Below are 13,457 nucleotides of genomic sequence, written 5' to 3' on the forward strand. Positions count from 1 at the left end.
TGGTGACCACTTCCCCCTATAAAAATAAAGTTGAATTATGTCTAACCAAGCCTCCACGCCGTTACGGCGCGTCAGCATCCTGGCCATTGACCGGGTTTTCGCTTCCACCCTCCTGCAAGCCAAGGATTTCTTCCATCTCGCCAGCCTGCGCTACGGCAAACAACTGGGCCAGGGCCTGACACCGGCGTTCGAGACCCGCCTGGTCAGCCCCGACGGCAAACCGGTCAGCACTTTCAGCGACGTGCTGATCCCGGTGGATGGCGGACTGGAAAACGCCGACATCATCGTTCTTCCCGCGTTTTGGGACGATTTCGACAGCCTCTGCAAACGTTACCCGCAAGTGTTGCCCTGGTTGCGCCAGCAACATGCGCGCGGCGCGGTCCTGTGCGGCGAGGCGACCGGTGTGTTCTGGCTGGCCGAAGCGGGATTGCTCAATGGCAAGGAAGCGACCACTTACTGGCGTTTCTTCAACGCCTTCGCCGAACGCTTTCCGCGGGTTCACCTCAATCAGGACAAACACCTGACCGACGCCGACAACCTGTACTGCGCCGGCGGCACCACGTCGGCGTGCGATCTGTACATTTACCTGATCGAGCGCTTCTGCGGCACCAATGTGTCCCAGGCCGTGGCGCGGGACATTCTTTACGAAGTGCAACGCAGCTATTCGCCGGGGCGCATCGGCTTCGGCGGGCAGAAACTGCACCAGGACGTGATCATCCTGCAGATCCAGCATTGGCTCGAAGAACACTTCGCCGACAAATTCCGCTTCGAAGACGTCGCCCGCGAGCACGGCATGAGCATCCGCAACTTCATGCGCCGTTTCCAGACCGCCACCGGCGACAAGCCGTTGCATTACCTGCAACGCCTGCGCATCGAAACCGCCAAGGGCCTGCTGTCCGGTAGCCGCAAGAGCATCAAGACCATCAGCTACGAAGTCGGCTATGACGATGCGAGCTTCTTTGCGCGGCTGTTCCGCCAGCACACGGAACTGTCGCCGAACCAGTATCGGCAGCAATTTCAGCAAGCGGCTTGAACACATCCCCCCTGCAGGAGCGAGCAGGTTCGCTCCTGCAGGGCCTCGGTGTACTCACTTTCCTACGTAAAACCCGGAATATGGAGCGCCGACGAACCCGTTTTGGCTCATGTACGCCCACCCCCCAAATCTCCAACATACGTCCCTGCAAACATCATCAATGCTGACATGGACGTGCAACTGTGACTATCGGATCAAGCTACAACTACCCCGCATTCGTGGCCAAGGACGCCCCCCGTAAAAAGCGCGAGACGGCCAACAAATGGGCCGCGCGCTTCCCCAATCCTCCAGACTTGTGCTTCGACTATCGAACACTGCTCGAGCAGGAAAACGGTATCGCCAGGGCAACGGACCCACGTCATAGAATCTGCATCATCGGTGCCGGAGTAACCGGCCTGACCGCCGCCAGAGAGCTCTATCGCTGCGGCTTCACCCACATCACCCTGATCGAACAAGCCAGGCGGATCGGCGGCCGGCACCTGACCGTTCCTGGCAGCCGGCACGCAACGCAAAGCCACACACCGTTTGAGATGGGCGCCATGCGCATGCCCTTCTTCAATCGTGCGGACGAGCCACCGACTGCCGGTCGTTCGTTGATGGCTTACTACGCCCAGGCTTTCGACTTGTCGTTTTCTGACTTTGCCAATCCAGGCAGCCAGTGGGTGAACTCCACCGGGATTTATCTGCGTGAAGGCAGCATGGGCGACGCCCCCAACCCGCAGATGCTGATCTGGAAAAACCTCGATGGCCTCACCCCGCCGCCCGGCAAAGACCTGCAACGGGTGTATGCCAAGTGGAAGGCTTTTGCCGATCGCATGACGCAACAGGTTGCCGAGCTTTATGCCAGTCCTGAGTGGGAATCGACGTGGGCGGCCATCGTCAAGACGTATCAAGGCGTTTCTTTCCGAGATTTGGTCAGCATGCCCGTCTTGCCAATCTGGGACAGGCATTCGCCGGGTGATTTTGGCGGGATGGGCATGTCCGCAGAGGAATCGGCGATTTTCTATGCCATTGGCATTGGCGACGGCAGTTGGGGGGCCTTTTACGACGTGTGTTGCCTTTATCCCCTGCGTACCGCCATCTTTGGTTTTAGCAGCCAGTTGCAATTGATCCACGGCCGAGTGGACTCAATGGGAAACCCGCTGGATGCACCGCACCTGAACAGCGAAGCCGTATTTGATTCAACAGGAAAAACGTTTGACCGCCCCCGCTACATCGGCCTCGCTGCGCTGGACGAATGCCTGTTGTTCATGAAAATCGATGAAACCGGCAAATCCGTCTACGAACATAGCCGCGAACGAACCCATGGTTTGCTGACGGACTCATCCGTCACCCGACTCAAAAAACTGGCTAACCAGCAAACCCGCGTTTACTTCAACGGCAATCACAGCCAACCCAAAGAAACCCGGGAACACTTCGAAGACTTTGATTCAGTCATCGTGACCCTTCCGTCCTGGTTGATCGAAACCCGCATCAGGCTTGAAAACTTCACGCAAGAGATGCTGCCGTTCGAGACGATCAACGCCTGGAAAACCGCGCACTGGGAAACCAGCTGCAAAGTCTATGCACCGCTGAAAAAATCATTTCTTTCAAAAAACACCAACATCCCGCAAGCCATCGTCACCGACAGTTTTATCCACGACGTCTACACCTACCGCTACAACGAGAACTACAGCTATGACTGCATCCTCTTGAGTTACACATGGGAGGACGACGCCACCAAACTCGCCTCATTCAGCGATAAAGAGTTGGTCACCCAGTGCGCTGAAGAGCTGGACCGCATCCTGATGAACGCCGCCAACATCCAGGAAAAAATCTCCCCCTACATCGGCATTGATCAAGCCGTGGTCCAGCGCTGGATCACCGATAAAAACTCACTGGGCTGCGCAAAGCTGTACCGGCCCGGCACCTATTACGATGCGGTCAGCCTGATGAAGTACAACCGGGACTACGCGCATGTTTCGGGCCTGTATTTTTCCGGTGAGTCCTTTTCGGTTGACGCCGGATGGACCGAACCGTGCTTTCGCGGCGCCGTCGATGCGGTTATTCACATTTGCAACAAAACCGCTGCGAGATTCAACGGCGGGTTTGCCATGAGCGACTATCCGCACTACCAGCTCAAAGCCTGACTCCTCCGCCTTTCCAGAGCCATGCACGACCTGCATTGGCTCTACCTCCGATCCGATATCAAAAACCCGCCCCTGCATCTTCGGACAAGTACTACAACGTTACCGGAAGCTGCTGACTTACGAGCACTGCCCGATTCAACTCTTATAAACACGCAGTTCAACAGCGTGAAACAACAATAAAAAAAGAGGTTATCGGGAATGAGCGAGCCAACGAGTCCTGTTCGTGTAGCAGTCGTGCAATTCGATCCGCAAGTGGGCGTTGAGAAACGCGAAGGCAATCTGCGGCGCAGCCTGGAACTGGCGCTGGAAGCGGTGAACGGCGGCGCGAATCTCATCGTGTTGCCCGAACTTTGCAGCACCGGGTATTTCTTCAGCAATCGGCAGGATGCCTTCGACCATTCGCAGGCCGTTCCCGAGGGGCCAAGCGTGAAAGCCTGGATGGGCTTCGCCCGCGAGCACAAGGTTTACCTCGTGGCCGGCCTGACCGAGCGCGACGGCATGCAGCTGTTCAACACCGGTGTTCTGGTGGGGCCGGAGGGGTTTATCGGCAAGTATCGCAAAGCCCATTTATGGAACCTGGAGAAGCTCTGGTTCACGCCGGGCAACCTCGGTTTCCCGGTTTTCGACACGCCCATCGGCCGTATCGGTTTGCTGATCTGCTGGGACATCTGGTTCCCGGAAGTGCCACGCATCCTCAGCCAGCAAGGCGCGGACATCATTTGCAGCCTGAACAACTGGGTGTGGACGCCACCGCCGCTGTTCGATGATGCCGGCAAGTGCATGGCGTCGTACCTGACGATGACCGCGGCCCACGTCAACAACGTGTTTATTGCAGCGGCCAGCCGGATCGGCGAGGAGCGTGGCGCTCGCTATCTCGGTTGCTCGCTGATTGCCGGGACCAACGGCTGGCCGATTGGCCCGGTGGCATCGGCGGACCAGCAGGAAATCCTGTTTGCCGATATCGACCTGACCCGCTCCCGCAGCGCGCCGATCTGGAACGACCTGAACGACCTGCATCGTGACCGTCGAGCCGATCTCTACGATCCGATGCTCGGTTACACCCTGCACCCGTGTCTCCCACGCTGATAAAGGAGACATGAAACATGGAAATCACACCTGAGAAAAACCGGTTTGCACAGCGATCGCCGGTTGATACCGCGATCATTCTGCTGATGATTGGCACGGCGCTGCTGATCATTTGGCTGTCTTTCACCAACCGTACGTTCTGGGAAGCCCACTGGCCAGGCTACAGCGACATGGTGTCTGCGCTTCCGCAGCCGAGCGCCTGGTTACGCTGGGTACTTGGCGACATCAGCGAAGTCGCCTTCTATAAACACGAGTTCGCCTCAATCGGGTTGCTGGCGGGCGCCTATCTGGCCTACTGGGCGAACCGGACGGGAAAATCCTGGCAAGGTTTTGCCATCTGCTATGGGACCGGTTTGTGGCCATGGCTGATCACCAGCTCATTGCTGGGCCTGCTGCTGAGCAATCTGCTGTGGGGCTGGACGGTGACGGCCGACAGTTGGCAACCGACCTTTGTCGCGTTCGTTTCACTGCCGGCGGCGATGGTGTTGATGTTTGGCGGCGGCTGGAAGGTCACGATCAATGGCGCAATCATGGGAGCCGTACTCGTCACGCCGATCTGTCTGCTGATGGTCAATTACGTGTGCAACCCGCTGGGCTTGCCCGTGGTAATCGGCAATGTCTCGGGCATGGCGATCGCCAGTGTGATTGCCTTTGTGCTCTGTCGTTACCTGCCGAGCCTGGTGAAGTCCGCGGAATCGGACCTTGCCGAGAAGCCCAGCGAAGCGCCACCCGCCAACACCCGGACGCCGGATTACGGCGTCATCTGGACCCTGCGCCGGATCCTCGCCGACTTTTCCGAGGCACCATTCTTCGGCAATGAACTGGCCAGCATCGGGTTGATCCTGGGGGCATTACTGGCCTACAGCTTGAACCCCTCGAGCCCGGTCTACGGTTCGGGCTTGCTGCCGCAACTGATCGGTGCCCAGGCGTTGACCTCGGCCATCGGCATCATGATCTGGCGTCGACAGTGGATGTTGCGTGGCTGGTACCCCACCTACATTCCACTGGTGTCCGTGGTGCCGGCGGCACTGTTGACCCATGGCGGCAGTTGGCAGGTCATCGCCTCAAGTGCATTGTTGGGCGCGTTGATCGCCCCGCCCCTGGCCTGTGCGATCGCCAAGCGGTTGCCGGCCGATATGCACGCCTACATCGGTAATGTCCTGTCCATGGCCATCAGCACGTTGCTGATCATCCCGCTGATTGGGTGGCTGATCGCCAACTGACACACTCTGCCACTCGGCTGTATCGCGGCCTCAACAGCGGATACAGCCCTTTCTCATCACAACCCTGCGAGGTATCAAATGGACCTGCCCAAACTGGCCATCGCGGCGCTCGGCGGCACGGTGAGCATGCAAGCCAGGAATGCCGGTGAAGGCGTCATCCCGACCGTCAGCGGCGAAACCCTGCTGGCCTGCGTGCCGGAGTTGGCGACACTGGCCCGGGTCAGTGTCGAAACACTCGGCCTGCTGCCCAGTGCCTCATTGAGTTTCGAGGTCTTGCTCAGCGTCCTGTCCTGGGCGAAATATCAGGTGGAGCAAGGCGCCCGTGGCGTTGTTATCACCCAGGGCACCGACACCCTTGAAGAAACCGCCGTGTTTTTTGATTATCTGTGGGATTGCGATGAACCGTTGGTCCTGACCGGTGCCATGCGATCGGCAAAACAGGCCGGCGCCGATGGGCCGGCCAACCTGCTGGATGCCTGCCGTGTTGCCCTGGCCGATAGCAGTCGACAGCGCGGCGTTCAGGTGGTGATGAACGGGCAGATTCATCAGGCTGACTGTGTACGCAAAACCGATTCGCTGGCCTTGCAGGCGTTCTCCTCCCCGGTCTTCGGCCCCGCCGGGCTGCTCGTGGAAGGCGTGGTTCGCTATTCCCGTCCGCCGGCCGAGCGCCGATGTTTACCCTTGCCGCAACACACCACGCAGAAGGTGGCCCTGCTGGAGGCGTCGCTTTCTGCCGATACGCTGTTATTGGAAAACATCCTGAAGCTGGGTTACGACGGGCTGGTGATCGCTGGCTTCGGCGCCGGGCACGTCTCGGCTAGCTGGGCCGAAGTGATCGAGCAGCTTGCCGAAAAGATCCCGGTGATCGTTGCGACCCGCACCGGTTCCGGCTCCACTGCGCAAGCCACCTACGGCTTTATCGGCAGTGAGATGGACCTGGTTCGCAAGGGCGCACACATGGCAGGATTTCTCTGCCCGCGCAAAGCGAGAGTCCTGCTGTGGTTGCTGCTTGGCGGTGAGCGGCAGCATGAGCTGGCGCGCTATCTGACCACATGAAAACCGCAATCAAAATTGACGCATGATCCTGTGGGAGCGGGCTTGCTAGCGATAGCGGTGTGACTGACCCACCGCGTCGTCGAAATCGCCAGCAAGCCGGCTCCTACAGACCTTGTCGAGTCAGCAGCAAGGGAGACAGCCATAAAAAAAAGGCCTGCAATCGCAGGCCATTTTTCGAAATCCTACGGCTTGTGCGCCCGGGACAGGAATTCGTGGGACTGCATTTCCAGCAAGCGACTCAACGTACGCTGGAACTCGAAGTTCAAGCGGCCGCCGGTGTACAGATCCTTGAGTTCGACTTCAGCAGAAATGATCAGCTTCACGTTACGGTCGTAGAATTCGTCGACCATGTTGATGAAGCGTCGGGCGATGTCGTCGGTGGTGACGCTCATCTGCTCGACACCGCTGAGCAGCACGGCGTGGAAAATCTTGCCCAGTTCGATGTAGTCGTTCTGGCTGCGCGGGCCGTCGCACAGTTCGCGGAACTCGAACCACGCCACGTCATCGCAGGTGCGCAACGCACGGATTTCGCGGTTCTCGATCATCAGCACATCGTTCTCGATGGCGGCGGTGCATTCCGGCGTCAGCGCGCGGAAGCTCTTGCGCAGGCTTTCGTGGGACGCTTCGTCGAGCGGGAAGTGGAACAGTTCCGCTTGTTCGAGGTGACGCAGACGATAGTCGACGCCGCTGTCGACGTTGACGATCTCGGTATTCTGCTTGATCAACGCGATGGCCGGCAGGAAGCGCGCACGTTGCAGGCCATCCTTGTACAGGCCGTCCGGCACGATGTTCGACGTTGCGACCAGGGTCACGCCGTTTTTGAACAGTTCTTCCATCAACGTGCCGAGGATCATGGCGTCGGTGATGTCGGAAACGAAGAATTCATCGAAGCAGATCACCCGGGATTCGGTGGCGAAGCGCTTGGCGATGATGGTCAGCGGGTTCTTTTCGCCGCCGAGGGTCTTCATCTCTTCGTGCACACGCTTCATGAAGCGGTGGAAGTGAGTGCGAGTCTTTTCCTTGAACGGCAGCGCTTCGAAGAAGGTGTCGACCAGGTAAGTCTTGCCGCGACCTACGCCGCCCCAGAAGTACAGGCCCTTGACCGGGGTCTGATCCTTTTTGCCAAACAGTTTGCCCAGCAGGCCCGGCTTGTTTTGCTCGGCGGCGACCAGATCGTCGTACAGGCGCTGCAAATGACGCACGGCAGTTTCCTGCGCGGCATCATGGAAGAATTCCGGGCGTTTCAGATCAGCTTGATATCGTTCTAGGGGCGTCATAATTCGTTAGCAAGGCAACAAAAACGGGCCGTCACTGTAGCGACGGCCCGCAGGAATGGCAATCGGCCCTTGGTATGGCCGTGCCGCTGTTTATTCCTGAACCGGGGTCAGGGCAATCCGCAAAGCTTCAATGGCCGCGTCGCGAGCAGGGCTGTCGGCGAAGGCCGGGCTGTCGGCGACACACTCGCCTTCGAGCCAGACGCTAAAGCTCAGGTCTTCATTGCGCACGTCCAGAGGCTGGCCCGATTGCAGTTGCTTGGTCACCAAACCTGCGGTTTTGCCGTCGGCGAAATGGCGCGACAACAGCAGTTGTTCGCCATCGGCCGCCAGCAGACGGAAGCGGAAACTGCCGTCGTCTTCGCGGAAGCTGACAAAACGCGGCGCTTTCGCGGCTTTCTTCTTGCTGGTGGCCGCCACTTGGGTCTGGGCCACGAACGAACGCAGGCCTACGGCTTCACGCAATTGGTTGAGGAACGGCGTCGCCACCGCGCGGGCTTTTTTCGCGCCGTGTTGCAGGATGTCTTCCAGGTCCGCCGGGCGCTCGATCAACTGGTGATAGCGCTCGCGGGACTCGCCCAGATCGCTGTCGAGCAACTGGAACAGACGATTCTTCGCCTCGCCCCAACCCAGGCCGCCCAGCAGTTCGCTGCGGAACTCGTCGGCTTGTGCTGGAGTGGCGAACGCCTGGAACAGCGTGAACAGATGCGAGTTGTCCGGATCTTTCGCTTCGCCCGGCGCACGGGAGTCGGTGACGATCCGTGAAATCGCGTCCTTCATTTCTTTGGCGCTGCTGAACAACGGAATGGTGTTGTCGTAACTCTTCGACATCTTCCGGCCATCGAGACCCGGCAGCGTGGCGACGCTTTCTTCGATCAGCGCCTCAGGCATGGTGAAGAATTCTTTGCCCTGACCGAACAGGTGATTGAAACGCTGGCCGATATCACGGGCCATTTCCACGTGCTGGATCTGGTCGCGACCGACCGGCACCTTGTGCGCGTTGAACATCAGAATGTCGGCGGCCATCAGCACCGGGTAGCTGTACAGGCCCATGGTGATACCGGCATCCGGGTCTTCGCCGGTTTCGACGTTCTTGTCCACCGAGGCCTTGTAGGCGTGGGCGCGGTTGAGCAGGCCCTTGGCGGCGACGCAGGTCAGCAGCCAGGTCAACTCGGGGATTTCCGGAATGTCGGACTGGCGATAGAAGGTCACGCGGTCCACATCCAGGCCACCGGCCAGCCAGGTCGCGGCGATTTCCAGACGCGAGCGCTGGATGCGCAGCGGGTCATCGCACTTGATCAGGGCGTGGTAGTCCGCCAGGAAGTAGAACGAATCGGCATTGCTGTCACGGCTGGCCAGGATCGCCGGGCGAATGGCACCGGCGTAGTTGCCCAGGTGCGGCGTGCCGGTGGTGGTGATGCCGGTGAGGATACGGGTTCGAGTCGTCATGGGTAATCGCTTGTCAGACTGCAATCAATTCGAAAGACGCGGCAGGATCAGATCCTTGAGATCGGTCAGCTTGCCATGAAAAAAGTGTCCGCATTCTGCCACTTTCAGCAGCTCATGGGGACGTTCAAGCGCGTCGGACCATTGGTAAACCAACTGCGGATCGATCACTTCGTCGGTTTCCGGCTGGATCAGGGTCAGTTCGCCGTGCTGAGGCAGTTGATCCTGCGCGCCCAGACGCATGACCGCCGGGGCGACCATGAACAGGTGCTTGATCTGTTCGCCCTGCGCTTCCAGGCGTCCGCCGAGACTGGCCGCAACAAAACCGCCAAAGGAGAAACCGAACAGGGTCAGCGGCAAATCCGGGTGTTGGCTGCGAAACCATTCAGCCACGGCCTGGGCATCGTCGACTTCACCGGTGCCCATGTCATGGCTGCCTTCGCTGGCGCCGACGCCACGGTAGTTGAAGCGCACCGTAATCAAACCGGCATCGCGCGCGGTGCGTTGCAGGGTCGAGACCACTTTGTTGAGCATGGTGCCGCCCTGCACCGGGTTCGGATGGCAAATCAGCGCCAGGCCGCGCGGCTGCTCGTTGTCGAGGTAAAGGGCTTCCAGTTGGCCCACAGGGCCATCAATCACTACAGGGGTTTCACGCATAAGCAAGGAAGGAACTCCGTGACCCCGGATCGGGTCGACTCGTCTAGCAAATTGTCTGTGGCTGTCTATTGCGAGCGAATCGCGGTATACAGCGCAGGTTCGAGCCGTTAACGTAAAGCAAAGCCGTTTATAGAGGAAGGACTCGTGGAACACTCGCTCTTAGTTTGGTTGTTGCCGACTCTTGCCCTGGTTGTGGGTGTCGCCATTGGTTTCCTGATCGCTCGCCTGGCGCCGAATGCCGCGCCGAGCAGCACACAACGTCAGCTGGACGATATTCAGGAACGTTTCGACAGTTATCAGAACGAAGTGGTGACCCACTTCAACAGCACTGCGACACTGGTCAAGAAACTGACTCAGAGCTATCAGGAAGTGCAGGATCATCTCGCCGAGGGCGCCAACCGCCTGGCCCTGGACGAGCAGACCCGCCAGCGCCTGCTGGCCTCCCTGCACGCCGACGCAGCGCAGGCCCCACGGGAACGCCTGACGCCACCGCGCAATCAGGAACCACCGCGCGACTACGCGCCAAAAGCCCCAAACGCACCGGGCATGCTCGATGAGCATTACGGCCTGAAGAAGTAATCAGGTTTCGCGCGACACAAAAAGCCCCCGGACAAATGGTTGTCCGGGGGCTTTTTGGTTTTGATGCGGTTTCGCGAGGCGGGGATCAGCCAAGCACTTCACTGGCGACCTGATCAATCGCGCCTTTAGTGATCTCGACAATCAGGTCCGCCTCGGCCTCGGTCAGGATCAGCGGCGGGGCAAAACCCAGGATGTCGCCATGGGGCATCGCTCGCGCAATCATTCCGCGTTCCAGGCAGGCCGCCGACACTTTCGGACCGACCTTCAAGGCTGCATCGAACGGCGTGCGCTGTTCACGATCGGCCATGAACTCGACCGCCGCCAGCATGCCATCACCGCGCACTTCACCCACCAGCGGATGGCCCTCGAGGGTTTCGCGCATCCGCCGGTTCAGATAAGCGCCGACCTTGTCGGCATTGCCCGTAAGGTTTTCCCGCTCCAGGATGTCGAGGTTGGCCAATGCCGCCGCCGCACAGATAGGATGCCCGGAATACGTCCAGCCATGGCCCATGGCACCTTGGGATTCGGAGGCTTTTTCGATCACATCCCAAACCTTTTCGCCGACGATCACCGCTGACAATGGCGCATAGGCACTGGTCAGGCCTTTGGCAGTCGTGATCAGGTCCGGACGCATGCCATAACGCTGGCTGCCCATCTTCGAACCCAGGCGACCGAAGGCGCAGACCACTTCGTCGGCGATCAACAGCACGTCGTACTTGTTCAACACCGCCTGGATCGCCGCCCAGTAACCGGCGGGTGGAACGATGATGCCGCCAGTGCCCATCAGGGGTTCGCCAATGAAAGCCGCCACAGTGTCCGGGCCTTCGGCGAGGATCATTTTTTCCAGCTCGTCGGCGCAATAACGGACGAACGCGGCTTCATCCATGCCGGTCGGCGCCTTGCGATACCAGTGCGGGCACAAGGTGTGCTTGATGCCTTCGGCCGGCAGATCGAAATGCTGATGGAAACTCGCCAGGCCAGTCAGGCTACCGGTCATGATGCCCGAGCCGTGATAACCGCGATCGCGGGAGATGATTTTCTTCTTCTGCGGGCGACCGAGCACGTTGTTGTAATAACGCACCAGTTTGATCTGGGTTTCGTTGGCGTCGGAACCGGAGAGGCCGTAATAGACCTTCTTCATGCCTTGGGGCGCCCAGTCGATGATGCGGCTCGACAGCTCGATGATCGCTTCGGTCGAGTGCCCCACGTAGGTGTGGTAGTAGGCCAGTTCCTTGGCCTGCTTGTAGATCGCATCGGCCACTTCGGTGCGGCCGTAGCCAATGTTCACGCAGTACAGGCCGGCGAAGGCGTCGATCAGTTCACGGCCTTCGTGGTCGCGGATGCGGATACCCGAGGCCCCTTTGATGATGCGTCCCTTGAGTGCGCCGCTGGCGTGGTCATGGGCGTGAGTCGAAGGGTGCATGAAGTGCGCGCGGTCTTGTTCGAACAGCGAGTCGAATTCTTGATTCATGGCATGTCTCCTTAGAACTGGCCTTGATGGTGCAGGCAAAAGTATTTGGTTTCGACAAAGGCTTCGAAGCCCTCGGTGCCGCCTTCACGGCCCAGCCCGGAGGCTTTCATGCCACCGAACGGAATCGGATGGCCGGTGAACTTGACGCCATTGACGGCGACCATGGCGTGGTCGAGTCGGCGGATCAGCGGGTAAATCAGGTCCAGGCGATTGGAACAAAGGTAGGCCGCCAGACCGTATTCGGTGTCGTTGGCCATCTCGACGGCCTGATCGAGGGTGTCGAACGGCATCACCCCGGCAATCGGCGCGAAGTTTTCTTCGCGGTAGATGCGCATCTGCGGCGTGACGTCGGCCAGCACCGTCGGCTGATAGAACAAACCGCCAAGGGCATGGGCCTCACCGCCCACCAGGCGTTGCGCGCCGTGTTGCAGGGCATCGGCGACACGCTCGGCGGTGACATCGAAAGCGGCCTTGTGCATCAACGGGCCGACATCGACCTGCTGCTCACGGTCGCCGATCATGGCCGGGCCGACGCGCAACTCACGCACCGCCGTGGCAAAACGGCTGAGAAACTCCGGGTACACCGCGCGATCGACCATGATGCGGTTGGCCGCACAGCAATCCTGGCCGGAGGTCTGGAACTTGGCGGCCACCGCGACGTTCACCGCCAACTCGAGGTCGGCATCGGCGCAGACAATGAACGGCGCGTTGCCCCCCAATTCCAGCGCAACCTTTTTCACATCCTGGGCTGTGGCTTGCAGCACCAACTTCCCGACACGAGTCGAGCCGGTGAAACTCACCGAGCGCACGCGACTGTCCTGCACCAGGGTTTGCATGGCCATTTGCGGTTCGCCCAGCACCACGTTGAACACGCCGGCAGGGAAACCCGCTTCTTCGGCGAGTTGCGCCAGGGCGAACGCCGAGTACGGTGTTTCATGGGCCGGCTTGATCACCACCGTGCAACCGGCGGCCAGGGCCGCAGCGGCTTTGCGGGTGATCATTGCCGAGGGGAAATTCCACGGCGTCAGCAAGGCGCAAACGCCAACCGGCTCCTTGACCGTGCCCAGATGCGCTCCCGGAATGTGGCTGGGAATGTTTTGCCCGTACAAGCGCCGGGCCTCTTCGGCAAACCACGGAATGAAACTGGCTGCATAGGCGATTTCGCCACGGGACTCGGCCAGGGACTTGCCCTGCTCCAGGCTGAGAATCCGCGCCAAGTCTTCCTGATGTTCAAGTATCAATGCCGCCCAGCGCCGCAGAATCACCCCGCGTGCCTCCAGGCTCTGTTCGCGCCAATCAGCGAACGCGCGGTGCGCGGCAGCGACGGCGGCGACGATTTGCGGCGGGTCGAGCATCGGTACATGGCCGATCAGTGTTTGATCAGCCGGGTTATGCACGGCGATGCTGTGGCCGCTGTCACTGTGCACCCAATGCCCATCGACGTAGCAAAGGGCCTTGAACAACAGTGGATGTTTGTAAGTCATGGCGTTCACTCCAATCCGT

Annotated in this window: 11 protein-coding genes; 6 read left to right on the plus strand and 5 right to left on the minus strand. The window is 59.8% G+C overall.

What is annotated here, in order from left to right; genetic code table 11:
* Positions 1-37: 37 nt before the first annotated feature.
* From BVK86_RS06465 to BVK86_RS06485, 5 genes are all read left to right on the plus strand, one after another.
* Positions 38-1,033 (plus strand): GlxA family transcriptional regulator, encoded by a 996-nt coding sequence (locus BVK86_RS06465; RefSeq protein WP_075945635.1) that lies wholly within the window; start codon positions 38-40, stop codon positions 1,031-1,033.
* A gap of 182 nt (positions 1,034-1,215) precedes the next feature.
* A complete protein-coding gene (locus tag BVK86_RS06470; RefSeq protein WP_075945636.1) occupies positions 1,216-3,162 on the plus strand; it encodes a flavin monoamine oxidase family protein in 1,947 nt (648 codons plus the stop codon).
* A gap of 198 nt (positions 3,163-3,360) precedes the next feature.
* The gene (locus BVK86_RS06475) at positions 3,361-4,248 is read left to right on the plus strand and encodes a nitrilase family protein (RefSeq protein WP_075945637.1); all 888 of its coding nucleotides are present in this window, start codon (positions 3,361-3,363) and stop codon (positions 4,246-4,248) included.
* 17 nt (positions 4,249-4,265) lie between these two features.
* Positions 4,266-5,471, plus strand: a complete 1,206-nt coding sequence (locus BVK86_RS06480; protein WP_075945638.1) for a hypothetical protein — start codon at positions 4,266-4,268, stop codon at positions 5,469-5,471.
* Positions 5,472-5,549: 78 nt separating this feature from the next.
* Positions 5,550-6,527, plus strand: coding sequence for an asparaginase (locus tag BVK86_RS06485; RefSeq protein ID WP_075945639.1), 978 nt, complete (start codon positions 5,550-5,552; stop codon positions 6,525-6,527).
* Between the two features lie 182 nt (positions 6,528-6,709).
* Here the strand turns inward: BVK86_RS06485 and zapE are convergent, their stop codons facing one another.
* The 3 genes from zapE to BVK86_RS06500 all read right to left on the minus strand — a co-directional run bounded on the left by zapE (position 6,710) and on the right by BVK86_RS06500 (position 9,904).
* Entirely contained in the window at positions 6,710-7,804 is a 1,095-nt protein-coding gene (gene zapE / locus BVK86_RS06490) for a cell division protein ZapE (protein ID WP_075945640.1), read from the minus strand.
* Positions 7,805-7,894: 90 nt separating this feature from the next.
* Positions 7,895-9,250, minus strand: a complete 1,356-nt coding sequence (locus tag BVK86_RS06495) for a tryptophan--tRNA ligase (protein WP_075945641.1) — start codon at positions 9,248-9,250, stop codon at positions 7,895-7,897.
* Between the two features lie 24 nt (positions 9,251-9,274).
* Positions 9,275-9,904, minus strand: a complete 630-nt coding sequence (locus BVK86_RS06500) for an alpha/beta hydrolase (RefSeq protein WP_075945642.1) — start codon at positions 9,902-9,904, stop codon at positions 9,275-9,277.
* A gap of 144 nt (positions 9,905-10,048) precedes the next feature.
* Between BVK86_RS06500 and BVK86_RS06505 the strand changes: the two genes are divergently transcribed.
* Positions 10,049-10,483 (plus strand): Z-ring associated ZapG family protein, encoded by a 435-nt coding sequence (locus BVK86_RS06505; RefSeq protein ID WP_047533043.1) that lies wholly within the window; start codon positions 10,049-10,051, stop codon positions 10,481-10,483.
* A gap of 85 nt (positions 10,484-10,568) precedes the next feature.
* Here BVK86_RS06505 and BVK86_RS06510 read toward each other — a convergent pair whose 3' ends face one another.
* Together BVK86_RS06510 and BVK86_RS06515 are read right to left on the minus strand one after the other, a co-directional pair.
* Entirely contained in the window at positions 10,569-11,954 is a 1,386-nt protein-coding gene (locus BVK86_RS06510) for an aspartate aminotransferase family protein (RefSeq protein ID WP_075945643.1), read from the minus strand.
* An 11-nt stretch (positions 11,955-11,965) separates the two neighbouring features.
* Positions 11,966-13,438, minus strand: coding sequence for an NAD-dependent succinate-semialdehyde dehydrogenase (locus BVK86_RS06515; RefSeq protein WP_075945644.1), 1,473 nt, complete (start codon positions 13,436-13,438; stop codon positions 11,966-11,968).
* Between the last annotated feature and the right edge of the window lie 19 nt (positions 13,439-13,457).

The sequence above is a fragment of the Pseudomonas reinekei genome, from assembly GCF_001945365.1.
Classification (GTDB): Bacteria; Pseudomonadota; Gammaproteobacteria; order Pseudomonadales; family Pseudomonadaceae; genus Aquipseudomonas; species Aquipseudomonas reinekei.